The sequence below is a fragment of the Aliiroseovarius sp. F20344 genome (genome assembly GCF_023016155.1).
GTDB lineage: Bacteria > Pseudomonadota > Alphaproteobacteria > Rhodobacterales > Rhodobacteraceae > Aliiroseovarius.
The window spans coordinates 655,594-679,464 of record NZ_JALKBG010000003.1; the positions used below are offsets into that span (position 1 = coordinate 655,594).

A 23,871-nucleotide genomic window follows, 5' to 3' on the forward strand; every position below is an offset into this window, starting at 1 on the left:
AGCTTTTCCGCAAGACGCGAAGAGGTGGATCAATCAGTTTGTCTGGTCATGAGAGTAGAAAAGCGCAGGGTTGGTCTGCGCTTCACTGATTGTCAGCGGACTTTTGGATACCGGTTCTAACTTAGTTCAACCCAGCCTCAGCCTCGATCTGCTTACGCGATTTGCGCGCGCGTTCGGTGGCTGATTTCAACTGACCGCAAGCCGCCATGATGTCCTCGCCGCGGGTTTTGCGGATCGGGCTGGCGTAACCTGCCTGATAGATGATGTTGGCAAAGGCGCGAATGCGGTTGTTTGATGACCGCTTATAGGGCGCGCCGGGCCATTCGTTGAACGGGATCAGGTTGATCTTGGCGGGGATGTTGTGGCGTTTGATGTGCGCGATCAAACGATGCGCGTCGTCGTCCGAGTCATTCACGCCGTCAAGCATCACGTATTCAAATGTGATCCGCTCGCTGTTCGACACTTTTGGATAGGCCGCCAGCGAGCCCAACAGCTCTTCAATGTTCCAGCGCTTGTTGATCGGCACCAGCACGTCACGGACCTCATCCGTTGTGGCGTGGAAACTGATGGCCAACAGGCAGCCTATTTCTTCGGCGGTGCGGGCGATTTCGGGCACGACGCCCGAAGTAGACAATGTAATGCGGCGGCGCGATAGCTGAATGCCCTCGGCGTCCATCGCGATCTTCATCGCGTCGCGTACGTTGTCGAAGTTGTACAAAGGCTCGCCCATGCCCATCAGAACGATGTTGGACAGAAGACGTGTTTCGTCTTTGGGGGCGCCGGGGACAGGCCATTCATCCAGATCATCGCGCGCCATCATCACTTGGCCGACGATCTCGCCGGCAGTCAGATTGCGCACCAGTTTCTGAGTGCCTGTGTGGCAGAAGGAACAGGTCAGCGTGCAGCCCACTTGGCTGCTGATGCACAGCGTGCCGCGGCCTTCTTCGGGGATATACACGACCTCGACCTCGTGGCCGCCTGCGATACGGACAAGGTATTTGCGTGTGCCATCCTCGGACACTTGGCGGCTGACAACCTCGGGGACTTCGATCACGAAGTGCTCGTCCAGTTGTGCGCGGTAGGCTTTGGCAAGGTTCGTCATGTCGGCAAAGTCGCGTTTGCCCCACTGATAAATCCACTGCCAGATCTGGCCGGTGCGCATCTTGGCCTGCTTTTCCGGCGTGCCGATTTCGATCAACGCATCACGCATCTGGTCACGCGTCAGACCCACGAGGTTGCGTTTGCCACCTTCAACGGTCTTGCGGGGGATGGTCATCACATCCTGAGTAATCGGGGCCTTGGTATCCATGTCGCGTTCCTTACCGTGCAGGGCGGCAGTCTATAGGGCAACATATATAGCTTGTCACGCCACGGATTTCACCATGGCGTGTTGAAATAGATTTCTGACCTAGAGGATCAGTTGGTGCAGCGCTTTCCGGCTTCGTCCACGGCGGCGGTAAAACCAAGCAGGCTGAACGTGTCCTGCGTTTTGGTGCCGCGCGAAGATTGTGCCGATGCAACTGCTTTGGCACCGCCCTTCATCGCCTTGATGATCTTTGCATCATCTGCGGGGCTTGCGGCCCATGCCCATTCGCCATCGGTGAACAGTTGGAAGTTGTTGCTGCCAATGGTCAGATCGACCGTTGAGCCAGGAGCGAACGGATAGCCACCAGTGAACGACACTTCGCCTTTCACATTTTTGCCCGGGCGATAGCTGACAAACAGCAGAATATCACTGCGTTTTACTGCAACCGCGCGACCGTTTTTGGTATTCACGGTCTCTTTCGGGCTGGAAACGCTCCAGCACTCGGTCGGGTTTTTCTCGACGAAAACGCTCCAATCGGTGTTCGCGGCCACCCGGTTCGAGCTTTGTTGCGCCATGACACCTGTCGCTGCCACCGACAAGCCAAAGGCGCCAATTGCACCCAAGATCAAACGATTCATGTCTAATACAGCCTCCGCTGCCTCTGCCTCGGACCGTTGCGTTGTCCCTGCCATCTTAAGTGGCCCTTGACCAGACCGCTCAGGTCGTTTCCATGTCTGCAGGCGCAGTTTAGCGTGAAAAGACAGGGTAATGAAAGCCCCGGCGGCGGATTTTCGCGAGTTTCCGGGCGGAAGGAGAAAAGAATGGGTAAGGCAGAGCGGCTGGTCGAGGTCTGGCGCGGCGATATCCTTGAAAGTCAACACCGTGGGCATGCGGTTGTGGTGGACAAGACAGGAGGGATTGTTCACGCGTGGGGGGACCCGGATCAAGTGATCCTGCCACGGTCCTCTGCCAAGATGTTGCAGGCCTTGCCGCTGGTTGAAAGTGGCGCTGCGGATGCGGCTGGCCTGACGACCGAACAGCTTGCATTGTCGTGTGCCAGCCATCAGGGCGCGGCCATTCACACAGATCGTGTGACGCGCTGGTTGACGGATATGGGATTGCGTGATGACGATCTGCGCTGTGGCCCGCAATGGCCCGCTGACAAGCCAGCCAAGGTCGGGTTGATCAAAACCGATGACAGCCCCTGCCGCATTCACAACAATTGTTCGGGTAAGCATGCAGGGTTCCTGACGCTCAGCCGCCACATGGGTGTTAGCGACCCGGAATACGTCGAGGTGGATCACCCCATTCAGGTGGCAATCAAACAAGCATTCGAAGAGGTGACTGACGAGGTCAGCCCCGGTTTCGGCATCGACGGCTGTTCCGCACCGAACCACGCCAGTACGCTTTTGGGCATGGGGCGGGCAATGGCCGGTTTCGCGAGCGCGAAAGAAAGCGGAGATGCGCGCGCGAGGGCTTCGGTCCGATTGCGCGAAGCGATGATGCTTCACCCCGATCTTGTGGCCGGTGAAACCCGTGCTTGTACCGAGCTGATGCGCTCAGCGCCGGGGAAGGTTGCTTTGAAGACTGGGGCCGAAGCCTTCTTCGTCGCCATTATTCCAGAACTCGAGATGGGAGTGGCGCTGAAGATCGAAGATGGATCAACCCGCGCATCTGAATGTGCCATCGCGGCCATTCTTGTGAAGCTTGGTGTGTTGGACCTGGCGCATCCGGATGTGAAGAAGCGCCTGAACCCAGATGTTCTGAATTTTGCTGGGCTGAACACGGGCTTTATCCGCCCGTCTGAAGCCGTGCTGGCGCTTTAACCCGCCGCTCACATCAAGTCGGTGATCAGCTTCAGCGCCATAGCGGATGAGGCGATCACCAGAAGCGGCTTAATCAGACGCGCGCCGATGCGGGACGCCAGCGACGAGCCGACATAGGCCCCAGCCATCTGCGCCACACCCATCGCCAGTCCGATCAGCCAAAGCGGCGAGAGCACCAGCAAAAACCCGGCCAGTCCGCCCACGTTCGAGGCGAAGTTCAGAAGCTTCGTATGCGCCGTGGCTTTCAGGATCCCGTGACCGGCCATCGCGACGAAGGCCAGCATATAGAAAGCACCAGCCCCCGGCCCCAAGAGCCCATCGTAGAAGGCAACAGCAGGGACGAAAGTCAGCGAGAACAAAACCGGTGTCAGCCTTTGGAGACGATCTACGTCGTCCAAGCCCGGTTTCAGCGCGAAGAACAGCGCGATGGCGACCATCAGGATGGGCAGGATCCAGCGGATCAATTCGGTCGGAAGAGCGTTGACCGACAACGCGCCGACCAAAGAGGCTGCAAAGGATATGGCGGCTGGTCTCATCTGCCTACGCAGATTGACATGCCCTTTGCGTGCATAGGTCACCGCGGCCATGCCTGCGCCAAACAACCCCTGCACTTTGTTCGTTGCCAGCGCAGTTACGGGGGGAACGCCCGCCAGAAGAAGGGCCGGGACAGTGATCAAGCCACCGCCGCCCGCGATGCTGTCGATAAAGCCCGCAACAAAACCTGCCGCCAGCAGGAACAGCAAGATTTCCGTTGAGAACTCAGCCATTTACGAAGTCTGACTGGGCATAGCCTTGGATATAGAGCAGTGCGGTCAGGTCGCCGTGGTTGATGCGGATATCGCATTCGGCCGCGACCGAGGGCTTGGCATGCAGCGCAACACCCGCGCCTGCCAGCCCCAGCATGCCCAGATCATTGGCACCATCGCCCACGGCCATCACATCATCATGGGATAGGCCAAGGCGGGTGGTGATCTCTTTCAGCGCCTGTACTTTGGCCTCGCGTCCTAAGATGGGCATGCCCACCGTGCCGGTCAGCGCGCCGCCGTCGACGTTCAGCGTGTTGGCGCGGTTTTCGTCAAAGCCAAGTGTCTCGGCGATATGGGCGGTGAAGGCTGTGAAACCGCCGGACACCAGCGCCGCGTAAGCGCCGTTTGCTTTCATCGTGGACAGCAGCGCCTTGCCTCCGGGCATCAAGGTGATGCGATTGGCCAGAACGTCGCCGATGACGCTTTCCGGCAGACCTTTCAGAAGCCCGACACGTTCTGTCAGGGCGCCTTCGAAGTCCAGCTCGCCATTCATCGCACGCGCGGTAATGTCTTTGACGCGTTCGCCGACGCCAGCCTCGTCCGCCAGCTCGTCGATGCATTCCTGCTGGATCATGGTCGAGTCCATATCCGCCAGAAGCATCTTCTTCTTGCGCCCTTCAGCGGGTAGCACGATCAGGTCGACGCCCAATTTTTGCAGGTCTTCCCACACGTCCCATTGATTGTCAGGCAGTGCGTCCAGCGAAAACTCGGCGGCTTCGTCCGGTGCCAGCCACACGGCATCCCCTCCGCCCCACGCGTTGCGCAGGTTTTCGACCAATGCGGGCTCGAGGTTGCGGGCAGTGGGCGAGGCGATCAGCGTGGCGATGAACATGGATGGGCCTTTGTCTGGGCAATTCAGTTAGGCGTTTCATGCGGCAGATCACGTCCGGATCACAAGCTCTAATCAGCAATTCTTAGGCGATTGCGGCGTTTCCAGCTGGGGCGCAAGTTTCCGATAGTGGTCTTTCGGCGTCTGAATTCGACACATCACATGCAAATTCCGACGCTTTTATGCTTGTGCAGAAAAGCGCTGCGCCTTACCTCGGTCAGTGGGACACCCTTCCCCAACGAAGGGCACATATCTGTGAGGGTATCATGACTGATATTACAAAACCGGCGACGCGGCCGGCAAATCCGCGTTTTTCTTCTGGCCCCTGTGCCAAACCCCCCACATGGAATCTTGATGCCTTGGCCGACGCCGCCTTGGGTCGCTCGCACCGTGCCGCCATCGGCAAGGACAAGCTGAAAGCGGCCATCGAAGGCACGCGCGAGGTTCTGGGCATCCCCGCGGATTACAAAATCGGCATCGTTCCTGCGTCCGACACCGGCGCGGTTGAAATGGCCCTTTGGTCGCTTCTGGGCGCCCGCAAGGTCGAGATGCTGGCATGGGAATCTTTCGGTTCGGGCTGGGTCACCGATGTTGTGAAGCAGCTGAAAATCGACGCCGTCGCGAAGACCGCTGATTACGGCCAACTGCCTGATCTGGCGTCTGTTGATTTCGCCAATGACGTTGTTTTCACCTGGAACGGCACCACATCGGGCGTGCGCGTTCCGAACGGTGACTGGATTGCGGACGACCGAGAAGGTCTGACCATCTGCGACGCGACCTCGGCTGCGTTTGCGATGGACCTGCCGTGGGACAAGCTGGATGTGACCACATTCTCTTGGCAGAAAGTGCTGGGCGGCGAGGCTGCACACGGCATCCTGATCCTTTCCCCGCGCGCTGTAGAGCGTCTGGAAAGTTACACGCCTGCATGGCCGCTGCCGAAAATCTTCCGCCTGACCAAAGGCGGTAAGCTGATCGAAGGCATCTTCACCGGCGCAACGATTAACACGCCGTCGATGCTGGCCGTCGAAGACTACCTATTCGCCCTCGATTGGGCGCGTTCGGTTGGTGGGCTGGAAGGTCTGATCCACCGCGCAGACGCCAACACCAAGGCCGTCGCTGACTTCGTCGAGATGCGTGACTGGGTCGATTTCCTTGCCGAAGATGCGACCACGCTGTCGAACACTTCGGTCTGCCTGAAGTTCACCGATGACCGCATCAAAGATGGCGCAACCTTCGCCAAGGCCGTTGCCAAACGTCTGGAAGCAGAAGGTGTGGCGTTGGACGTTGGTGCCTATCGTGACGCGCCTGCCGGTCTGCGCATCTGGTGCGGTGGCACGGTCGAGACGTCGGACGTCGAGGCCCTGATGCCGTGGCTTGATTGGGCGTTTAACGCCGAAATCGAAGCCCAATAAGCTTTCCGTCCCGCGCAAGGGCGCGCGGGACTTTCCCCTACATCTTTGAAGAAGGACCAACACCATGGCCCCCAAAGTACTCGTATCCGACAAGCTTTCGGAAACCGCCGTTCAGATTTTCCGTGATCGCGGCATCGAAGTTGATTTCGAACCCAACCTTGGCAAAGACAAGGACGCACTTGCCGCCAAGATCGGCGATTATGACGGTCTGGCGATCCGCTCGGCCACCAAAGTGACCGAGAAGATCCTTGAAGCCGCGACCAACCTGAAGGTTGTCGCGCGCGCCGGGATTGGTACTGACAATGTAGACAAAGTCGCCGCGTCGAAAGCCGGTGTGATTGTGATGAACACGCCGTTTGGCAACATGATCACCACCGCTGAACACGCCATCGCGATGATGTTCGCCGTAGCACGTCAGATCCCCGAGGCCTCGGCCTCGACCCATGCTGGGAAGTGGGAAAAGTCGAAATTCATGGGTGTCGAGCTGACCAACAAGACGCTTGGCGTCATTGGTGCAGGCAACATCGGTGGCATCGTCTGTGACCGCGCGCTGGGTCTGAAGATGAAAGTGGTCGCCTATGATCCCTTCCTGTCGGAAGAGAAAGCAGACGCGATGGGTGTTGAGAAGGTCGAGCTGGACGAACTTCTGGCCCGCGCAGACTTCATCACATTGCACGTGCCTTTGATTGACGCGACCCGCAACATCCTGAGCCGCGAGAATCTGCTGAAAACCAAAGCTGGTGTGCGGATCATCAACTGTGCCCGCGGTGGTCTGGTGGACGAAGAAGCCTTGGCTGACCTGCTGAGATCCGCTCACGTTGCTGGTGCGGCATTCGATGTGTTCGCCGAAGAACCCGCGACCGAGAACCCTTTGTTCAACCTGCCCAACGTTGTCTGCACCCCGCACCTTGGCGCTGCGACAACCGAAGCGCAGGAAAACGTGGCGCTTCAGGTGGCTGAACAGATGTCGGATTACCTGCTTACCGGCGCCGTTCAGAACGCGCTGAACATGCCGTCTGTGACTGCCGAGGAAGCCAAGGTCATGGGTCCGTGGATCAAACTGGCCGAGCATCTGGGTGCATTCGTAGGTCAGATGACGGACGAACCGGTGAAAGCCGTGAACATCCTTTACGATGGTGTCGCGTCTGAAATGAACCTGAAGGCCCTGGATTGCGCTGTGATCGCGGGTTTGATGAAACCGCAAACGCCCGATGTGAACATGGTGTCGGCACCTGTTATTGCTGCGGATCGTGGTATCAAGACCTCGACCACCACTCAGGCAAAGGGCGGCACGTTTGACGGCTATATCAAGGTGACTGTGGTTACGGAAAACCGCGAGCGTTCGATCGCGGGTACCGTGTTCTCGGACGGCAAGCCGCGTTTCATCCAGATCAAAGGCATCAACATCGACGCCGAGATCGGTCATCATATGCTTTACACCACCAACAATGACGTGCCGGGCATCATCGGCACGCTGGGGAAAACCATGGGCGAGAACGGCGTGAATATCGCCAACTTTACTCTGGGCCGGAAAGAAACCGGTGGCGATGCGATTGCGCTGCTTTACGTAGACAATGCGATCCCTGAACCTATTTTGAAGAAGCTCACCGACACGGGCCTTTTCAATTCGGTCAGTCCGCTAGAGTTCGACGTTTAAGCGTCAATCATACTCAGGAAAGCCCCGGTCCTACGCCGGGGCTTTTCTTTTTGGGCCATATGCCTAGGGTGGCGACAAAAGAAGGAAGACTGCCCATGCGCGCCTATGCGATCGGAGACATTCACGGCCATCTCGACAAGCTGCAAACGGCACATACACTGATCGCAGAAGACCGCGCGCGCTGCTGCGATAAGGATGCGCCGGTAGTGCATATCGGAGACCTCGTGGATCGTGGACCGGACAGCAAGGGTGTGATCCAGTATCTGATGGATGGCCAAGCGCGTGGCGAAAACTGGGTGGTGCTGAAGGGCAATCACGACCGCATGATGGAGATGTTCCTGCGCGAACAGCCCATGGTGGATACACAGCTTCTATATAATTACAACTGGCTGCATGAACGCCTTGGCGGGATCGAAACTCTGGCCAGCTACGGCGTTGAGGTGCCCGATGGGATCCGCACCTTTCAGCTACACCCAAAGGCCCGCGCGGCTGTGCCCGAAAGTCACCGAGGCTATCTAGCGAACCTGCCAACAAGCTATCAGCTCGGTGATCTCTACTTCGCCCATGCTGGCATCCGCCCGGGCGTCGCGCTTGACGACCAGACTGAAGATGACCTGTGCTGGATCCGCAAGGAGTTCCACACCTCAGACGTAGACCACGGCCCGCTGATCGTGCATGGTCACACGCCTGTGGATGCGGTCACGCATTACGGCAACCGGGTGAACATTGATACCGGCGCGGGGCATGGCAAAGACATCGCAGCCGTGGTGATCGAAGGGCGGGATGTGTGGTTGTTGGGGGCCGAGGGACGTGAAGCGGTAGTGCGTAGATAACGACGGGATCAGGCCAAGTTTCGATGGCTGCTATGCGGACCCTTGTTCCGGATGCTGCACAATGCACCAATGGCCGCTTACATGATTTCAGGCTGGCATCGCCTCAAACACATGGTCATGTTTCGGCGACAATGTAATCTATCAACAGTCGAGTGAGAGAACTGCGGCGGCTGGTGTCGGGCCAGACACCGTAGGTGCCTAGATCGGGGATCTTCCAATCGGGTAGTATCTCGGCTAGTGCGCCGGACTTCAGGTCTGTGTCAGCGACCAAGGCCGGTAGCCGTTGAATGCCCAATCCGGCGCAGAGGGCGGATCGCAATGCTGCGAAATTGTCCACAAGAACACGCCCGCGGCCCGTGTGCAGCACCTTCTCTTCATCGTCTTTCAGCAGTGAAATTTGTTCCTGCAACCCCTCCATGGCCACAAAGTCCGCGTTCTTGAGGTCATCTGGCGACCGTATCGGAGGAAGCGTTTGCAGATACGATGGCGCGCAGACGAGTTTGCGACCGAAGCTACCCAGGCGGCGTGATCGGAGGGCCGAATCCGGTAGTTCACCCATGCGCAGGGCAAGGTCGATCCCCTCGGCAACCAGGTCAAAGTTGCGGTCCAGATACCTGATCGTGACTGCGACAGCCTGATGCTGCCGGGTGAAGCTCCAGATGGCTTGCTCATAGGTGCTGCCCGCCATGAAGGCCGGTAGAGTAATGATGAGCGCACCAGCTGGTTCATTGCTGATGTCGACAATACTGTTCAGCCCATCTTCTGCGGCGGTGATCATTCGTTGGGCATGCTCCAACAAGCGCTTGCCTTCGTTCGTGAGCGAAAGCGACCGCGTGGATCGGTAGAACAACGTTACGCCTAGCCGATCCTCAAGCTTGGTAACATGCTGGCTGATCCCGGATGTTGCCAGCCGCAACTGCCGCCCCGCCGCTGAGAAACTGCCGGTTTCGGCAACGGTCGCGAATATTGCCATCGCGCGTAGATCATCAATCATCTTTTATCCTGACTGAATAATGATTTCACTTATCTCCATATTATTGAAAGGCACAGGAATGGCTAGTTTGTTCTCACGAAAGGACGACAAATGATCATATCCACCAGCCAATTCGGAACGAAGCATGGCGCTGAGTATCTCAAACGGCTTTGTGCGCATTTTTCAAAACGCGTGCCCGTTCAAGCCAGATCGGACCAGGCGCAAGTGACGTTGCCGATCGGAACTTGCGATCTTATCGCAAGCGGCGATGGCTTCGCCGCATGCATCCAATCCTGCCCGGATCATATCGACCGAATGGAAGAGGTGTTTGGTGGATGGATAGAACGCATCGCCTTTCGTGAGAACGCAATCCTGACGTGGCACCGCGCCGCGCATCAACCAAAGGACTAACCCATGTTTCATAAGTCAATTCTGGCCGCCGCGGTGGCCCTGACGGCTGGTGCAGCTTCTGCCGACACCATGTTTACCGTTGCGAACACTTTCCAAGACCCGCAAATGACTGGTGGGAACGAAATCTCGACCATCGCCTTCAGCGCCGATGTCTACGCCAATCAGGCCGCAACGGTGAGCGCAGATGTCGAAATCCCGAACTTCGTCAATTTCTATGAGATCGACGTGGCGGAAGATATGTCCACACTGACCATGACTGTCAGTGATATGGCCAAGCCCGCCAACAACCCGATGCCACCCGAGCGCTTTGATCGCTATTACTACACCTTCACTGGTGCAGGCCCGGCTTCGGCGAACATCGACGCTGACGCTTCCACAGCTGCGATTGCTGATGGCGCAACCGCTACTGTTACAACAACTGGGCGTCTTGTTGTGGCCTTTGGCGAAGGCGCCGATTTCACGCCGGGCAACAAGGTGGTTATCAACCTTCAATAATGCAAATTGCTGGCTCCAGAACGGGGCCAGCACTCTCAAAACGGAACTCCCACATGACCCTAATCACCATCTTTATTGGCCTCTTGTCTGCCTTCTTCCTGTTCGCCAGCTCAATCAAGATTTTCGGTTGGCAAAAGATGATCTTTGAGACCCAGCTGGCAATGTTCATCAAATATGGTCTGAACCGCCAGATCATGGCTTTGACTGGCGTGGTTGAGCTGTTTGGCGCGATTGCCATTTGGTTCCAGGGGTCGTGGATCGGTACCTTGGGTGCGCTGGCACTACTTGGGACTTCGGTCGGTGCAATCGGATGTCACCTGATTTGGGACACTTGGAAAGAGGGTGTTCCTGCGATGATCACAGGCACTTTGTCCGCCATCGTTGCATGGTCAGGGCGGGCAGCCTTACTCGGGTTCTTAGGGCTCATCTAATTCCAACATTGGAGAAAGAACATGACAGACAGCATCCGCGTCTCGAACGCAAAAGGCCTATATCTGGAAGGCATCCGCGACGGCAAAATGGTCGAAGCCTTGGATAAATACACCGGCGACCGCTACACCCAGCACTCGACTGGTGTGCGCGATGGGAAGGACGGGTTCATTGAGTTCTTCACGCCATTTCTAGAACGCAATCCAATCCGCGACATTCAGGTTTTGCGCACAATTGAAGACGGTAATTTTGTCTTTTGCCACGTCCATCAGAACCTTGGTAACGGTGAAGCGCAGTGGGTCACAGCGGACATCTTCGATACTGACGAAAACGGCAAGATCGTCGAGCATTGGGACGTCATCGCCGAATACAAATGGCCCACGGTTTCGGGGCGCACAATGGTTGATGGCCCGATCGAGATCGAAGACCTCGATCAAACCGAAGCCAACAAGGCGGTGGTGCAAGGATTTGTCGACAACGTGCTGATGGGCGGGCGCGCAGATCTGGTGACCGACTACATCTCGACCGAACAATACGACCAGCACAATCCCGAAGTGGGCAATGGGCTGGAGGGCTTTGGCAAGCACCTCAAGCAAGTGATGGAGAGTGGTCAAGCCGCGCAATACGTCAAGGTTCATCACTTGTTGGGGCAAGGCAACTTTGTCGTGATCTACAGCCATGTGAAACAGGGCGGCGATGACTGGGCATTCTTTGATCTGTTCAGGCTCAAGGGCGGCAAGATCGTCGAGCACTGGGATGTTCAGGAAAAGATTGGGCCGAAAGAAACCTGGAACAACTCAGGCAAATTCTAAGCAAATTGCGGTCCCCGATATGGGGCCCGCGCATCTCCCTATTGCAGGAGCCGCGACATGGCGCTTCAAATCCACGAAACCACTGCAAAGTCCATCATCGCCAGCACCAAGGTGCCGAGTGCGGATTTTGTGATAAATCCCTACACGGGTTGCCAGTTTGCTTGCATGTACTGCTTTGCCAGCTTCATGGGGCGCTTCGTTGGTGAGAGTAACGGCAATTGGGGTAACTACGTCTACGTGAAAACCAACGCTATTGAGTTGATGGAAAAGCAAATCCACCGGCTGCTCAAGAAAGACCCACATCCACGGATCGCGATCAGCACGGTTACGGACCCCTATCAGGGAGTGGAACGCAAATATCGTCTGACGCGCGGTATTCTAAAGGTCTTTGCCGAACATGACTATCAGGGGCGTGTCAGCATCCTGACCAAATCCCCAAATGTTCTGGATGACCTTGAAACCTTGAAGCGGATCAAACACGCAGAAGTTGGTCTGAGCATCACCACCTCTGACGACAATCTGAGCCGACAGTTAGATGCAATGGCCCCGCTAGCCCGTGCGCGGCTTGATACGTTGCGCAAGCTGACGGATGTGGGGATCAAGTCCTACGTCTTTGTCGGGCCGTTCCTGCCTCACATGTACCTGCGACCAGAACTGATTGATGAGCTGTTTGCGGGCATTCGCGCCGCGGGCGCGACAGAGGTAAAAGTCGAATACCTGAACTTGCCATCCTATGTGCGGCCACGTTTGCGCGAATTCCTCAAGGATCAACCCGCCGACATACAGGCCGTCTATGCCAAATCGCAGAATTTCGAATATCGCGACATGCTGGAACCCGTGATCCGCGAAGCGCTGGCCAACAATGGCCTGCAACTTCGCTTCAACGAAATCGTTCATCACGTCAGTGATCAAGACCTGAAGGAAACATCATGACCGCAACGAAACTCGCCGCAGGGGAGACCTTTCCAGTTTTGAAAATTGCCCGTTTGGGCGGTGGAGACCTCAGCCTTGGGAAGCCGTCAGGCTCCCATGATTGGCAAATGGTTGTCGTCTATCGCGGGAAACACTGCCCCTATTGCAGCCGTTATCTACAAGAGCTGGAACCACTCATTCCGCGCCTGAATGGGATCGGCATTGACGTCGCTGCAGTTTCTGCCGACAGCCTGGACCGCGCGGAACCCCATATCGCCAAACTGGGGGTCGATCTGACGATTGGTTATGATCTGTCAGTTGCGCAAATGAAATCGCTGGGATTGTATATTTCCGAACCACGTTCGGATGCCGAAAGCCCGCGACCATTCGCAGAACCCGGGCTTTTCATCATCAATGGTGATGGCACGCTGCAAGTGACTGATATCTCCAACGGCCCGTTCGTGCGCCCGCATCTGGAAACACTTGTCGGCGGGCTGGAGTTCATTCGGAACCCAGAACACAAATATCCAATCAGAGGATTGTTGACGTAGTTCGGCCTCGAGATGGAATTGCTGCCGTTCACAAGTGCTGGGTGAACTGCAGCTTCGTCCGCAATTTGCCCCTTCGCCATCGAACTCTCGCTGCGAATTGCCTGAATGGCCGGATTTTACGTCGCGTGGTAGCGTTTGGAATTACGCAACCGCGGCAATTCTCGTGCCGCGAGCGCACGCAGCGAGAAATTCGATTTCACGGTGAGGGCTCAGAGCGGTCGTCGGATGCGCCGCAGCATCTACCAAAATCCCCCGGCGTTCGTCACTCACGGCCCAGAGCTGCCGTTGGTCACCGGACCCCATCGCTGCGGTACGGCCCGTCGAACCCGCCATTCGCTGCGCAAGCGAAATCACGAGTTAGGCGAACTAACACAACGCGGAACAAAGTCGCCGTTAGTTTTGCCTCAATCGAGGTCCGCTATCGTGGCCTTAAGCCACCCCAGTCGTTAGTTGTCGGTCGTGGCTCCATTGGCGGGGTGACTGGCCGTAGATCCGCTTGAACTCGCGGCTGAATTGAGATGAGCTTTGATAGCCCACTTCCCAGGCCGCCTCCGACACGGTCTTTCCTTCGGCGATCTTCATCGCGGCGTTGTTCAGCCGCATCGATTTCACGAACTGGATAGGGGACATTGTCGTGGCCTCTTTGAAGCGCCGATGAAAGACCGCGCGGCTCATACCCACATTGTCGGCCATATCGTCGATGGTGACCTGCTCTGTTAAGTGGTTTGAGAGATAGTCGATGGTGCGTGCGATTTCGTTGCCGACACCAAAGGCACGTCTTGCGGCGGTCCCTGCCTCGCCCATGAGAACCGCATAACACAATTCGCGTAGTCGCCCCGGTCCCAGCACCTCCAGATCAACCGAATTCTCGAGCAGCTCGAGAAGCCGCAGCAAAGCCTCGGTGAACCCAGCATCCCAAGAAGCCAATGCCAAAGCCGACGGCGCTACTCCCCGAGACTGTCTGCCGCTGCCGGCAGCGGACTCTATCTCCATAGTGAGCTCGCGCATCATTCTTGGCTCCAAAGTGATTACTACGCCGAGCAGAGGATCTTCTTCGGAAGCCTGTGGCGTGCCCGCCTCGACCGGCAGAGTCATTGGGCACAGCAGGTAATTGTCACAGTCATAGATGTGGTGCTCACCATCCAGTATAGCTTCCTTGGTGCCGTTAAGTATTGCCACGACTGCGGGCTCGTAGACGGCGGGGGCGCAGGGCATGGCCTCGGTTACTCGGAAAAGCTGGACGCCCCTCAGCGCGGTATCGACAAGGCCTGCCGCGGGCAGACGGCGCTCAATAATGGCTTTGATCTGTTCTTTGCTCATGCTCTTTAGCTGGCAGAAGACCTTCATCTTTGCAACGGAGTTGAGACGATTAGGCAAGTAATCGAGAGGATATCGCCTGTTTCATGGCCCTGACAGGTTCTATCTGTGTTTTCAATCGACGACACCCCAAACCGCCAGCTTTGGCTGGCAGGAGACAGAAAATGGCAGATGCGACATTTGGACCAAAAGGTTGGACACCCGAGCGCCTCGATGACCAGTCAGGCAAGACCTACATAATCACTGGCGCCAACGCGGGCGCAGGCTTTCAAGCCGCGCGCATTCTTCTGAAGAAGAACGCCAAGGTGGTGATGCTGAACCGCTCGCCCGAGAAATCCGAAGCGGCAATCGTGGACCTGAAACAGGAAATCGGCGCGAAAGCCGACGTGAGCTTCATCCGGATTGACCTGTCCGTCTTGGACAGCGTGCGCGAGGCCGCCGAAGAGGTCCTTAAGACGGTGCCTCGCATCGACGCATTGATCAATAACGCGGCTATCGCGCAGGTGCCGACACGCAAGCTGACCGTAGATGGGTTTGAAAGTCAGCTTGGCACCAACCACTACGGTCATTTTCTGCTCAATGGTCTGCTCTTTGACCGCATCGCCGAATGCAAAGGCCGGATCGTGGTTGTTGCCAGCCTCGGCTACAACATGGGCCTGAAGACCATCAAGTTCGACGATATTAACTGGGATGATGGCTACGGCGCAAACACCGCCTATTCGCAAAGCAAGTTGGCGCAGATGATGTTCGCATACGAATTGCAGGACCGGCTGGCCGCTGCAGGGCGCAAAGATGTCGAGGTTTTCGTCTGCCATCCTGGCTCATCAGCGACATCTCTGATCACAACAAGCGGCAGCCGCACGATGCGTTTCATCTGGTGGCTGATGACCAAGACGCCAATGGTCCAGACTGCAGAACAAGGCTCATATCCTGAAGTCATGTGCGCGACCGAACAAGCCCTATCCGAGCAACGCGCCCTCTACGGTCCGACGGGCCGCATGGAAGCGGTCGGCCCAGTCGATAAAGGCACACTGAATGTTCACGCTCATGATAAAACTGTCATGGAAAGGCTTTGGCAAGTGTCTGAAAAAGCCGTCGGGTTCGAGTGGAAACTCTGACAGATTGATAGAATTCGGCTGTCAACACACCAGTCCGGAGAGCTGAAACTGGTGCGCCGTGCAGGTTTCGACACTCTGGGCTCACAGCAGGCATTCAATCCCAAGAAAAAGCCCCGGTGTTTCCACCGGGGCTTTCTAATTCGGAAGACTAAGGATTAGTCGTCGTCTTTTTTCTTCGGCTCAGGGGCGATCTCTTCGCCGGTTTCCTGATCGACGATCTTCATCGACAGGCGAACTTTGCCGCGGTCGTCGAAGCCAAGCAGTTTGACTTTGACTTCCTGGCCTTCCTTCAGAACGTCCGAAGGGTGGTTCAGGCGGCGGTTCTCGATCTGGCTGACGTGCACAAGGCCGTCGCGCTTGCCGAAGAAGTTCACGAAGGCGCCGAAGTCGACGATCTTCACAACTTTACCGGTGTAGATCGCGCCTTCTTCGGGCTCTGCGACGATCGCGTGGATCATCTCGTAAGCCTTGGCGATGGCGTCGCCGTTGGGCGATGCGATCTTGATCACGCCGTCGTCGTTGATGTCGACCTTAGCGCCCGAAACTTCCACGATCTCGCGGATGACTTTACCGCCCGAGCCGATCACTTCACGGATCTTGTCGGTCGGGATGTTCATGGTCTCGATGCGCGGGGCGTGAGCCGAGAACTCGGTCCGGCCAGCGGTCAGGGCTTTGCCCATCTCTTCCAGGATGTGCATACGGCCATCCTTGGCTTGTGCCAGGGCTTTCTCCATGATCTCGGGCGTGATGCCTGCGACCTTGATGTCCATCTGCAGCGAGGTGATGCCGTTTTCGGTACCAGCCACTTTGAAGTCCATGTCGCCCAGATGATCTTCGTCACCCAGGATGTCGGTCAGAACAGCGTAGGAACCGTCATCTTCCAGGATCAGACCCATGGCCACACCAGCAACAGGTGCCTTTAGCGGAACAGCCGCGTCCATCATGGACAGCGACCCACCACAGACCGACGCCATCGAGGACGAGCCGTTCGATTCAGTGATCTCTGACACCAGACGGATGGTGTAAGGGAAGTCGGTTGCCGACGGCAGAACAGCCTGCAGTGCACGCCAAGCCAGCTTACCGTGACCAATCTCACGACGACCCGGAGGGCCAAAGCGGCCTACTTCACCAACCGAATAGGGAGGGAAGTTGTAGTGCAGCAGGAAGTTCGATTTGTAGGTGCCGGTCAGCGCGTCGATCATTTGTTCGTCGTCGCCGGTGCCCAGTGTGGTTACAACCAGACCTTGGGTCTCACCACGGGTGAACAGGGCCGAACCGTGCGTACGCGGCAGGATGCCAACCGAGCTGTCGATGCCACGGACAGTGTCCAGTGCGCGACCGTCGATACGCTTGCCGGTTTTCACTACATCGCCACGTACAACAGCCGATTCCAGATTCTTCAGCGCGGTGCCGAGGTTTGCATCTTCTTGCTGCTCTTCGGTCAGCGAGGCGATGATGTCTTCCTTGGCGGCCGAAACAGCTGCAACACGTTCTTGCTTGTCGGTGTTGCCGTAAGCTGCGCGGATCTTGTCTTCGCCGGCAGCTTTCACAGCGGCGTAGAGGTCCGAGTAGTCGGCAGGCTGGAAGTCAAACGGCTCTTTCGCGGCGTCTTCGGCCAGATCAATGATCAGGTCGATGACCGGCTGGATCTGCTCGTGTGCGAACTTAACTGCGCCCAGCATTTCAGCTTCCGACAGTTCGTAGGCTTCCGATTCCACCATCATCACGGCGTCTTTGGTGCCGGCGACAACAAGGTCCAGACGCTGGTCTGGGTTGTTGCGTAGATCGTGCATGTCATCGCAGGTCGGGTTCAGGATGTATTCGCCATCCTCGAAACCAACGCGGCAAGCGCCGATCGGACCCATGAAAGGTGCGCCCGAAATTGTCAGGGCTGCAGAGGCTGCGATCATTGCAACCATGTCGGGGTCGTTGACCAGGTCGTGAGACAGCACGGTGCAGATCACCAGAACTTCGTTTTTGAAGCCGGGAACGAACAGCGGGCGGATCGGACGGTCGATCAGGCGCGAGGTCAGCGTCTCTTTTTCGGTCGGACGCGCTTCGCGCTTGAAAAAGCCACCGGGGATTTTACCAGCGGCATAATATTTCTCATTGTAGTGAACCGTCAGCGGGAAAAAGTCCTGACCGGGCTTTTGCTGGCGCGCGAAGGTCACGTTGGCCATGACAGAGGTCTCGCCCAGAGTGGCGATGACCGAACCGTCGGCCTGACGGGCAACCTTGCCCGTTTCCAGAGTGAGGGTTTCTTCGCCCCACTCCATCGATTTTTTAGTTACGTCAAACATCATGTTTTCCTAAGTAGGAGCACTCCCGGCCCTCCGGGTCTCCAGTGTCATGGTGGCCCCATTGCCACCGACCCCTCTACCTTTTTCATGCGCCGGGGTCAGAGCGTCACGTCTCAGATGCGTGCGCCTTACAGGAAAACAAGGGGTTTGGAAAGCAAAACCGTTAGCGCTGAAGCACCCTAACTTTGCCGGCGGCGTGGGTGTTTGGTGATGCCGAACGCCTTGCGGGCCGTGACAAGGCGCAGATCCTCGGGGTCCATGCCCATGGACAGGATGGTTTCACGATCAAAGCGTTCGCGCGCGACATCTGGATCGTGTTTGGTGCCAAACAATTTGTCGATCCAAGTCATGCCGAAACTGACATGAAACGTTGCCTCGTGATCCTGAAAGTGATGCGCCAAATGTGACCGGGTTACCCTGCGCCCAAACCAGCCTTTGGGAACGCTAAGATGCGCCAGCGTGTGGCAGTATTCATAAAAAGTGAACGCGCTGACGGATCCGACGAATAAGGCCACGTAAGAAAATAGAGCCGCAGGTCCAAGCCCAATGAAAGGCCACAGCAATACGGTGTGAATCACACATGAAATGGCCCCGAACCGAAGCGGATACCAGTGATCACCGCCGGTGAAAAACTCAGGATCGCTAGGGAATTCGTGGTGCCCGATATGGCTGCGGTAAAGCTCGTTAAAGACGCCTTGATCGGTTGGGGGCTCGCGATGCAGAAGGAAGCGATGCATGGCGTATTCGACAAAGAACTGAGCCATCACGCCGTAGACAAGGGCCAGAAGCAGCCAGGGATTAAACCAGTTCACCACCGCAAAAAGACCCAAGAGCCAGAACGGAAACAGCCTGTGAAGGGTGCCCATATTCATCAGGACGCGGATTGCTTCTGTCATCGGTTTTCTCCTCACCTTGCCACAGGCTGGGCGATGAAGACGGATGATTTCAAGCAAAACCAAACGTCAATTTGTTGATTGTCTCAGTTTGCGAATAGGTTTGGTGATGCAATCCAAAGTTGACATGCGGATGTGGTATACTTCACAGTTGAAGTGTTTCGCCTGGGGCCATTGGCTCTGCGGGGCATGACTTTTCAAGCCCGGAAACCTTATGATGAAAAAGCATTTAACACTTCTATTGTGCCTGTTTTTCATGGCCAGCCCAGCATTGGCAGAAAAACGATCTGCACGCATTCTTGTGATGGGTGATAGCTTGATGGCGTGGCACAAAGCCACGAACCGATCTATCGGGGATATGTTGGGCCGCTACTTGCACGAACCCGTGGTCAATAGATCCATTGGCGGCGCGCGCATCATGTATAACCTGCCGATCTCAGGCAGTATGGGCATGAAGATTGACCGCCAGTTTCGGGGCGGTCGTTGGGATTGGGTGGTTCTGAACGGTGGTGGCAATGACCTCTGGTTCGGGTGTGGTTGTCATAGATGCGGTCGGAAACTTAATCTGATGGTCACAATCAACGGGCAGTACGGTTACGTCCCCAATCTGATCAATCGCATTCGAGCAACCGGTGCAAAAGTGATTGTGATCGGCTATCTGCGCACACCCGGAGTGGATTCCGCGATCGAGCATTGCCGCGACGATGGTGACGCCTATGAGGCACGGCTTCAGAAAATGGCCCGCCAGATGAAGGATGTTTATTTTCTATCCAACAAGGATTTGGTGCCGCATGGCGACAAAACCTTTCACACAAAGGATATGATCCATCCGTCTTTCAAGGGCAGTGCGGTGATCGCCAAACGTCTGGCCGTGATGATCAGGAAGCTGGATCGCGGCAGGTAGCTATAGCGCAAAAGAAAACGCCCGCCTCTTTCGAGACGGGCGTATCTGTTCAAACAGGGCGGGCCTTAGCGGCGCAGGCCCAGACGCTTGATCAGGTCCTGGTAACGCGCTTCGTCTTTACCGCGCACATAGTCCAGCAGCTTACGGCGCAGGGCAACCATCTTCAAAAGGCCACGGCGACCGTGGTTGTCTTTCTTGTGGGTTTTGAAGTGCTCGGTCAGGGTCGCGATGCGCGACGACAGGATGGCAACCTGAACTTCAGGCGAACCGGTGTCGCCTTCTTTGGTTCCGAATTCTTTGATCAGGCGGTTCTTTTCTTCAGCAGTAATCGACATCGGGGTCTCCTTCATAGGTTAGAGTGGATGGCGCAGACCGGGATGTCGTCCAGCAAGGCCCATGGAGATATCCGCAGTTTTCATGCGGATGTGGGCGTATAGAAGGAATCTGCGTCAAACGCAAAGGAAATCATTGCTCAGGTGGTAAGACCTGAATTTCGTCGATGATCTGGTTGGCCCAATCCCCCAGAACCGGGATAAAATCGATCGACCCCAGCATGTAAATCAGCCAGGAAACAAGGATGGTCGCCCCCAATACGGACCCAAGACCAAAGGCCAATCCGCGATACAGCTGAAAAAGGCCCAGCTTATACAGGCTGTCATGCAGGCGGATGAAACGATGATTGTTCATGCGCTCGACCTCGGCCCGTAGGGCGCGAACCTCTAGCGCAAGCTGCTCTTCGCGGTGGGTCAATTGATCAGAGGTTTCAGTGTCCGAATTTGACATCACATGGTCCCTATTATGGCGGCATGCCGGGCCGTTAACACATTGTTAACTTTTGGAATTGATTAGACTTGTCGACATTATCCTATCGAAGAATGCGTGCTGTTTCATACATTCGCAAGCGGTGAACAGCATCATCAGGCTGGATGACATGTGAACCGAGTTTAAAACGGGCGGCGTATTGAATGCTATTTGGACTGTTGTTTCTAAGCCTTTTGCCAGTTGCTTTCATGACCGAAAGCTTCACCGAGTTGTTGGATGATGACACCGAAGGAAATGGGGGCGGTGGCGACCTGTATGACACAGGCAACAAAATTCCCGTAGGAGGTGGTGAAACTGGGATTTTGACGCCGAATTCGGGTCTTGGGGATGGCGACAGCCCGGAAAAAGAACAGACCTTACTGGATCAGCTTTTAGGAACTGAAACCGATTCGCATTACGGGCGTGAACATCTGGACCATTTTGTGCCGGATACGGATGAGCGTGTTCTGACTGATGGCGATGACCACGTGATACTCGACACATCCGATGACAATGCGGAACCGGGTGAGATCTCGAACTTTCATGGAACTCCTGTGGTGTCCGGCGATGGCGCTGTTGATGTTATTGATGCAGGTGCGGGGGACGACACGATCGTTGCGGGGGATGAGGCGGCTTATCTATTCGGCAACTCTGGCGATGATACGATCATAGCTGGTGATGGTGCACTGGCAGCGTTTGGCGGGCAGGGTGCGGATACGCTGGATGCCACGGAAAGTGCGGATAGCTATTTGGATGGTGGGTCTGGTGATGACATTCTGATCGGCGGCGACGGGGATGATCAGCTGTTTGGCGGCAGTCATGAAGACGACCTGTCTGGGGCTTTGGATGCAACGGACGATGATGTTCTGAGCGGCGGCGCAGGGAATGATGATCTGAAAGGCGGTTTGGGCGCTGATGTGCTTTCCGGTGGCGAAGGGGATGACGTAATTGATCACTTCGGGCACGCGATGGAAGAAAGCGGCGCTGAACGCCATGACTATGACTGGCACAATGATCACGCATCCGACGTTTTGGATGGAGGGGATGGCAACGACACCCTGATTTTTGGCGCGTCAGATGTGGCGACTGGTGGTGAAGGGGATGATGTCTTCTGGCTGTATCCCGAAGGTGATGATCGTGCGCACGTGGCCGAGATCACGGATTTCGAAACCGGAAAGGACTTTCTGAGAATTTCACTGGACCCAGAATCGGACAATTCTGATCTAAGCGTCGCGGTTCAGACGTCAGACAATGGCGAAGATGGTGTGGTAACGGTTGGCGGTCAGGTGGTTGCCATCCTGAAAGGGGCTCCGACCGCATCGGTGCATGACATTTACGTCGAAGTGCGGCCTGACGTATTTGTCTAGGAGATGCGCTTAGAACCAGTGTTCTGGTTGTTGAGCGTAGGCAATATAGAGCGGATGTTTTGGATGCCCTGCTTTGGTTAATCCAAGATGAAATGCCGGGCGGTTTGCGCTGCGCAATAATGCCTCAACTTGCGGGCCGCGCGATAGGTGCTCTCCGTGTGTGCCCCAACCGCAAATGATCTGATCCGCCCACGGGCAACTGTCCAGAATTGCAGCGTCATTCTGTGGCCCAACCGGATCAGACGCTGCCCGCATCTTTCGCGGATCTGTGTCGCGCCAGGCGAAAATATTGGTGACCCGAAACGCCCCAAACCCCAGCGTGCGTGCGCGACGCTCGCAACGCTCGACCGTTGGATCGTTCTGCACCTCGGTCGCGGTTGAGGGGTTCAGCATGATGAACAGCGCCTTGCGTCCGTCGGGGTCCCAAACACGGGTCAGAGTATAGCGATACTTCTCGCAATCCGAGTAAACGGCGGTGGATTGGGCATCGCCCTTTTGAAACTCTCGCGTAATCATGATTGCTTTGTGATGGGGGACTTGTTCCTTGGCAACCCCTTGCGTTGCTGTGATTTTGGTCCGAAGGTGAAGAAAAACGGAGCAGACAATGCTGATTTCCGAAGTCATCCGCAAGAAACGTGATGGTCAAATCCTGACCGGTGAAGACATCTCTGCAATGGTAGGCGGTATCGCTGATGGCGAGGCCAGCGATGCGCAGGTCGCGGCCTTTGCAATGGCCAGTTGGTTGAAGGGCCTGACGCCCGACGAAACCGCTGCGCTGACTTTGGCAATGCGCGACAGCGGAGACGTGTTTTCGTGGCCCGACCTGCCCGGTCCGGTTGTCGATAAACACTCGACAGGCGGCGTGGGGGACAATGTCAGTCTGATGCTGGCCCCAATTCTGGCGGCTTGTGGCGCCTTCGTGCCCATGATCTCGGGGCGCGGCCTTGGTCATACAGGTGGCACGCTGGACAAAATGGATGCCATCCCGGGGTATGTTTCGCAGCCGGACAACGATCTGTTCGACCGTGTGGTGCGCGATGTGGGCTGTGCCATCATTGGTCAGACTGGCGACTTGGCCCCGGCTGACAAACGCCTTTATGCGATTCGCGATGTGACAGCGACGGTCGAGAGCATTCCGTTGATCACGGCCTCGATCCTTTCGAAGAAACTGGCAGCTGGGTTGGGTTCTTTGGTGATGGATGTGAAATTCGGCAGTGGCGCGTTCATGTCCAACTATGATGACGCGCGTGAACTGGCGCAGTCAATCCAGCGTGTATCGAACCTGGCCGGGCTTCCGTGCCATGCCGTTCTGACGGATATGAATGAACCCCTAGCGGACGCTGCTGGAAACGCGGTCGAGACGTTGAATGCGATCGAGTTTCTGACGGGTGTACGACGGACCGAGCGGTTAGAGGCCGTCGTAATAGCACTTTGCGCGCAGATGCTTTTGGCGTCTGAGCTTGAGACAGACCCAGCGCAGGCGCAAGATCGCGTCCGTGTGGCATTGGACAGCGGCGCGGCAGCGGAGAAATTTGCCGCGATGGTGGTTGCTCTTGGCGGTCCGGCGGATGTAATTGATAGGCCGGAAAAGCACTTTGCCGCCGCATCGGTAGTCACCGAATTGCGCGCCACAAAGGCCGGTTTCATCAACACCATCGATACAAGAGCTGTCGGCATGAGCGTGGTTGAACTTGGGGGTGGGCGTCGCCGGTCATCTGATCTGATAGATCCTGCCGTGGGGCTGACCCGATTAGCGCCTTTGGGTACGCAACTTGAACGCGGCGATACCATCGCGGTGATCCATGCGGCAAACATGGATGACGCAGAGGTGGCCATGGAACAGCTTTTGGCGGCCTATCACATTGGGGAGTCACCGAAAGCGACCCCGGTTGTGAATGAAATCCTGACCTGATCGTATG

Annotated in this window: 25 protein-coding genes; 14 read left to right on the plus strand and 11 right to left on the minus strand. The window is 56.5% G+C overall.

From position 1 onward, the window contains the following. Positions 1 to 121: 121 nt before the first annotated feature. Both rlmN and MWU55_RS03735 read right to left on the minus strand, forming a co-directional pair. The gene (rlmN, locus tag MWU55_RS03730; protein WP_246934360.1) at positions 122 to 1,309 is read right to left on the minus strand and encodes a 23S rRNA (adenine(2503)-C(2))-methyltransferase RlmN; all 1,188 of its coding nucleotides are present in this window, start codon (positions 1,307 to 1,309) and stop codon (positions 122 to 124) included. 107 nt (positions 1,310 to 1,416) lie between these two features. Beyond that, positions 1,417 to 1,881: an invasion associated locus B family protein gene (locus tag MWU55_RS03735; protein ID WP_246934488.1), complete on the minus strand. Its 465-nt coding sequence runs from the start codon at positions 1,879 to 1,881 to the stop codon at positions 1,417 to 1,419. Between the two features lie 246 nt (positions 1,882 to 2,127). Between MWU55_RS03735 and MWU55_RS03740 the strand changes: the two genes are divergently transcribed. After that, positions 2,128 to 3,132: an asparaginase gene (locus tag MWU55_RS03740; RefSeq protein WP_246934361.1), complete on the plus strand. Its 1,005-nt coding sequence runs from the start codon at positions 2,128 to 2,130 to the stop codon at positions 3,130 to 3,132. An 8-nt stretch (positions 3,133 to 3,140) separates the two neighbouring features. Here the strand turns inward: MWU55_RS03740 and MWU55_RS03745 are convergent, their stop codons facing one another. Together MWU55_RS03745 and serB are read right to left on the minus strand one after the other, a co-directional pair. Beyond that, positions 3,141 to 3,899: a TSUP family transporter gene (locus MWU55_RS03745; RefSeq protein WP_246934362.1), complete on the minus strand. Its 759-nt coding sequence runs from the start codon at positions 3,897 to 3,899 to the stop codon at positions 3,141 to 3,143. Continuing rightward, entirely contained in the window at positions 3,892 to 4,770 is an 879-nt protein-coding gene (gene serB / locus MWU55_RS03750; protein WP_246934363.1) for a phosphoserine phosphatase SerB, read from the minus strand. The genes MWU55_RS03745 and serB overlap by 8 nt, the downstream gene beginning before the upstream one ends. 263 nt (positions 4,771 to 5,033) lie before the next feature. Here serB and MWU55_RS03755 point away from each other — a divergent pair, with 263 nt between their 5' ends. The 3 genes from MWU55_RS03755 to MWU55_RS03765 all read left to right on the plus strand — a co-directional run bounded on the left by MWU55_RS03755 (position 5,034) and on the right by MWU55_RS03765 (position 8,669). Further along, entirely contained in the window at positions 5,034 to 6,179 is a 1,146-nt protein-coding gene (locus tag MWU55_RS03755) for a phosphoserine transaminase (RefSeq protein WP_246934364.1), read from the plus strand. Positions 6,180 to 6,243: 64 nt separating this feature from the next. Beyond that, positions 6,244 to 7,836 carry a phosphoglycerate dehydrogenase gene (gene serA / locus MWU55_RS03760; RefSeq protein WP_246934366.1) on the plus strand — a complete coding sequence of 531 codons (1,593 nt, stop codon included), beginning with the start codon at positions 6,244 to 6,246 and terminating at the stop codon, positions 7,834 to 7,836. A gap of 95 nt (positions 7,837 to 7,931) precedes the next feature. Continuing rightward, a complete protein-coding gene (locus MWU55_RS03765) occupies positions 7,932 to 8,669 on the plus strand; it encodes a metallophosphoesterase (protein WP_246934367.1) in 738 nt (245 codons plus the stop codon). 115 nt (positions 8,670 to 8,784) lie between these two features. Here the strand turns inward: MWU55_RS03765 and MWU55_RS03770 are convergent, their stop codons facing one another. Continuing rightward, the gene (locus tag MWU55_RS03770; RefSeq protein WP_246934368.1) at positions 8,785 to 9,663 is read right to left on the minus strand and encodes a LysR family transcriptional regulator; all 879 of its coding nucleotides are present in this window, start codon (positions 9,661 to 9,663) and stop codon (positions 8,785 to 8,787) included. Positions 9,664 to 9,753: 90 nt separating this feature from the next. On the opposite strand from MWU55_RS03770, the gene MWU55_RS03775 reads away from it, so the two are divergent. Genes MWU55_RS03775 through MWU55_RS03800 form a run of 6 tightly spaced genes read left to right on the plus strand, consistent with a single transcriptional unit; the run spans position 9,754 to position 13,252 of the window. Then, positions 9,754 to 10,053, plus strand: a complete 300-nt coding sequence (locus MWU55_RS03775) for a DUF2218 domain-containing protein (protein ID WP_246934369.1) — start codon at positions 9,754 to 9,756, stop codon at positions 10,051 to 10,053. Positions 10,054 to 10,056: 3 nt separating this feature from the next. Continuing rightward, positions 10,057 to 10,548, plus strand: coding sequence for a hypothetical protein (locus MWU55_RS03780; protein WP_246934371.1), 492 nt, complete (start codon positions 10,057 to 10,059; stop codon positions 10,546 to 10,548). A 53-nt stretch (positions 10,549 to 10,601) separates the two neighbouring features. Continuing rightward, positions 10,602 to 10,979, plus strand: coding sequence for a DoxX family protein (locus tag MWU55_RS03785; protein WP_246934373.1), 378 nt, complete (start codon positions 10,602 to 10,604; stop codon positions 10,977 to 10,979). Between the two features lie 21 nt (positions 10,980 to 11,000). Continuing rightward, positions 11,001 to 11,789, plus strand: coding sequence for a nuclear transport factor 2 family protein (locus MWU55_RS03790; protein WP_246934375.1), 789 nt, complete (start codon positions 11,001 to 11,003; stop codon positions 11,787 to 11,789). A gap of 57 nt (positions 11,790 to 11,846) precedes the next feature. Then, positions 11,847 to 12,722 (plus strand): radical SAM protein, encoded by an 876-nt coding sequence (locus MWU55_RS03795; protein ID WP_246934377.1) that lies wholly within the window; start codon positions 11,847 to 11,849, stop codon positions 12,720 to 12,722. Continuing rightward, on the plus strand, positions 12,719 to 13,252 hold the full coding sequence (locus MWU55_RS03800; RefSeq protein ID WP_246934380.1) for a redoxin domain-containing protein: 534 nt from the start codon (positions 12,719 to 12,721) through the stop codon (positions 13,250 to 13,252). The genes MWU55_RS03795 and MWU55_RS03800 overlap by 4 nt, the downstream gene beginning before the upstream one ends. A 429-nt stretch (positions 13,253 to 13,681) precedes the next feature. Here MWU55_RS03800 and MWU55_RS03805 read toward each other — a convergent pair whose 3' ends face one another. Beyond that, the gene (locus MWU55_RS03805; RefSeq protein ID WP_246934381.1) at positions 13,682 to 14,572 is read right to left on the minus strand and encodes an AraC family transcriptional regulator; all 891 of its coding nucleotides are present in this window, start codon (positions 14,570 to 14,572) and stop codon (positions 13,682 to 13,684) included. A gap of 161 nt (positions 14,573 to 14,733) precedes the next feature. Here MWU55_RS03805 and MWU55_RS03810 point away from each other — a divergent pair, with 161 nt between their 5' ends. After that, positions 14,734 to 15,687: an SDR family oxidoreductase gene (locus tag MWU55_RS03810; protein ID WP_246934382.1), complete on the plus strand. Its 954-nt coding sequence runs from the start codon at positions 14,734 to 14,736 to the stop codon at positions 15,685 to 15,687. 155 nt (positions 15,688 to 15,842) lie between these two features. Here the strand turns inward: MWU55_RS03810 and pnp are convergent, their stop codons facing one another. Both pnp and MWU55_RS03820 read right to left on the minus strand, forming a co-directional pair. Further along, positions 15,843 to 17,987 (minus strand): polyribonucleotide nucleotidyltransferase, encoded by a 2,145-nt coding sequence (gene pnp / locus MWU55_RS03815; RefSeq protein WP_246934383.1) that lies wholly within the window; start codon positions 17,985 to 17,987, stop codon positions 15,843 to 15,845. 179 nt (positions 17,988 to 18,166) lie between these two features. Further along, on the minus strand, positions 18,167 to 18,883 hold the full coding sequence (locus MWU55_RS03820) for a sterol desaturase family protein (protein ID WP_246934384.1): 717 nt from the start codon (positions 18,881 to 18,883) through the stop codon (positions 18,167 to 18,169). Positions 18,884 to 19,097: 214 nt separating this feature from the next. On the opposite strand from MWU55_RS03820, the gene MWU55_RS03825 reads away from it, so the two are divergent. Next, the gene (locus tag MWU55_RS03825) at positions 19,098 to 19,784 is read left to right on the plus strand and encodes an SGNH/GDSL hydrolase family protein (RefSeq protein ID WP_246934385.1); all 687 of its coding nucleotides are present in this window, start codon (positions 19,098 to 19,100) and stop codon (positions 19,782 to 19,784) included. Between the two features lie 65 nt (positions 19,785 to 19,849). Here the strand turns inward: MWU55_RS03825 and rpsO are convergent, their stop codons facing one another. Both rpsO and MWU55_RS03835 read right to left on the minus strand, forming a co-directional pair. After that, positions 19,850 to 20,119, minus strand: a complete 270-nt coding sequence (gene rpsO / locus MWU55_RS03830) for a 30S ribosomal protein S15 (RefSeq protein WP_246934386.1) — start codon at positions 20,117 to 20,119, stop codon at positions 19,850 to 19,852. Positions 20,120 to 20,249: 130 nt separating this feature from the next. Continuing rightward, positions 20,250 to 20,567 carry a DUF5665 domain-containing protein gene (locus tag MWU55_RS03835; protein ID WP_246934387.1) on the minus strand — a complete coding sequence of 106 codons (318 nt, stop codon included), beginning with the start codon at positions 20,565 to 20,567 and terminating at the stop codon, positions 20,250 to 20,252. A gap of 182 nt (positions 20,568 to 20,749) precedes the next feature. On the opposite strand from MWU55_RS03835, the gene MWU55_RS03840 reads away from it, so the two are divergent. Then, complete coding sequence (locus tag MWU55_RS03840) at positions 20,750 to 21,952, plus strand: calcium-binding protein (protein WP_246934389.1); 1,203 nt, start codon at positions 20,750 to 20,752, stop codon at positions 21,950 to 21,952. Between the two features lie 9 nt (positions 21,953 to 21,961). Here MWU55_RS03840 and MWU55_RS03845 read toward each other — a convergent pair whose 3' ends face one another. After that, entirely contained in the window at positions 21,962 to 22,468 is a 507-nt protein-coding gene (locus MWU55_RS03845) for a DUF1643 domain-containing protein (RefSeq protein ID WP_246934396.1), read from the minus strand. Between the two features lie 88 nt (positions 22,469 to 22,556). On the opposite strand from MWU55_RS03845, the gene deoA reads away from it, so the two are divergent. Next, positions 22,557 to 23,864, plus strand: coding sequence for a thymidine phosphorylase (gene deoA / locus MWU55_RS03850; protein ID WP_246934403.1), 1,308 nt, complete (start codon positions 22,557 to 22,559; stop codon positions 23,862 to 23,864). The last annotated feature ends 7 nt before the right edge of the window (positions 23,865 to 23,871 follow it).

What these genes read in the sequence shown, in the direction of transcription:
- pnp (WP_246934383.1), bottom strand. Translation starts at nt 17,987, where the DNA reads ATGTTTGACGTAACTAAAAAATCGATGGAGTGGGGCGAAGAAACCCTC.
- MWU55_RS03800 (WP_246934380.1), top strand. Translation starts at nt 12,719, where the DNA reads ATGACCGCAACGAAACTCGCCGCAGGGGAGACCTTTCCAGTTTTGAAA.
- MWU55_RS03845 (WP_246934396.1), bottom strand. Translation starts at nt 22,468, where the DNA reads ATGATTACGCGAGAGTTTCAAAAGGGCGATGCCCAATCCACCGCCGTT.
- MWU55_RS03780 (WP_246934371.1), top strand. Translation starts at nt 10,057, where the DNA reads ATGTTTCATAAGTCAATTCTGGCCGCCGCGGTGGCCCTGACGGCTGGT.
- MWU55_RS03745 (WP_246934362.1), bottom strand. Translation starts at nt 3,899, where the DNA reads ATGGCTGAGTTCTCAACGGAAATCTTGCTGTTCCTGCTGGCGGCAGGT.
- MWU55_RS03765 (WP_246934367.1), top strand. Translation starts at nt 7,932, where the DNA reads ATGCGCGCCTATGCGATCGGAGACATTCACGGCCATCTCGACAAGCTG.
- MWU55_RS03805 (WP_246934381.1), bottom strand. Translation starts at nt 14,572, where the DNA reads ATGAGCAAAGAACAGATCAAAGCCATTATTGAGCGCCGTCTGCCCGCG.
- MWU55_RS03840 (WP_246934389.1), top strand. Translation starts at nt 20,750, where the DNA reads ATGCTATTTGGACTGTTGTTTCTAAGCCTTTTGCCAGTTGCTTTCATG.
- MWU55_RS03755 (WP_246934364.1), top strand. Translation starts at nt 5,034, where the DNA reads ATGACTGATATTACAAAACCGGCGACGCGGCCGGCAAATCCGCGTTTT.
- MWU55_RS03785 (WP_246934373.1), top strand. Translation starts at nt 10,602, where the DNA reads ATGACCCTAATCACCATCTTTATTGGCCTCTTGTCTGCCTTCTTCCTG.
- serA (WP_246934366.1), top strand. Translation starts at nt 6,244, where the DNA reads ATGGCCCCCAAAGTACTCGTATCCGACAAGCTTTCGGAAACCGCCGTT.
- MWU55_RS03740 (WP_246934361.1), top strand. Translation starts at nt 2,128, where the DNA reads ATGGGTAAGGCAGAGCGGCTGGTCGAGGTCTGGCGCGGCGATATCCTT.
- MWU55_RS03795 (WP_246934377.1), top strand. Translation starts at nt 11,847, where the DNA reads ATGGCGCTTCAAATCCACGAAACCACTGCAAAGTCCATCATCGCCAGC.
- MWU55_RS03775 (WP_246934369.1), top strand. Translation starts at nt 9,754, where the DNA reads ATGATCATATCCACCAGCCAATTCGGAACGAAGCATGGCGCTGAGTAT.
- deoA (WP_246934403.1), top strand. Translation starts at nt 22,557, where the DNA reads ATGCTGATTTCCGAAGTCATCCGCAAGAAACGTGATGGTCAAATCCTG.
- MWU55_RS03820 (WP_246934384.1), bottom strand. Translation starts at nt 18,883, where the DNA reads ATGACAGAAGCAATCCGCGTCCTGATGAATATGGGCACCCTTCACAGG.
- MWU55_RS03835 (WP_246934387.1), bottom strand. Translation starts at nt 20,567, where the DNA reads ATGTCAAATTCGGACACTGAAACCTCTGATCAATTGACCCACCGCGAA.
- MWU55_RS03790 (WP_246934375.1), top strand. Translation starts at nt 11,001, where the DNA reads ATGACAGACAGCATCCGCGTCTCGAACGCAAAAGGCCTATATCTGGAA.
- serB (WP_246934363.1), bottom strand. Translation starts at nt 4,770, where the DNA reads ATGTTCATCGCCACGCTGATCGCCTCGCCCACTGCCCGCAACCTCGAG.
- MWU55_RS03810 (WP_246934382.1), top strand. Translation starts at nt 14,734, where the DNA reads ATGGCAGATGCGACATTTGGACCAAAAGGTTGGACACCCGAGCGCCTC.
- rlmN (WP_246934360.1), bottom strand. Translation starts at nt 1,309, where the DNA reads ATGGATACCAAGGCCCCGATTACTCAGGATGTGATGACCATCCCCCGC.
- MWU55_RS03770 (WP_246934368.1), bottom strand. Translation starts at nt 9,663, where the DNA reads ATGATTGATGATCTACGCGCGATGGCAATATTCGCGACCGTTGCCGAA.
- rpsO (WP_246934386.1), bottom strand. Translation starts at nt 20,119, where the DNA reads ATGTCGATTACTGCTGAAGAAAAGAACCGCCTGATCAAAGAATTCGGA.
- MWU55_RS03825 (WP_246934385.1), top strand. Translation starts at nt 19,098, where the DNA reads ATGAAAAAGCATTTAACACTTCTATTGTGCCTGTTTTTCATGGCCAGC.
- MWU55_RS03735 (WP_246934488.1), bottom strand. Translation starts at nt 1,881, where the DNA reads ATGGCGCAACAAAGCTCGAACCGGGTGGCCGCGAACACCGATTGGAGC.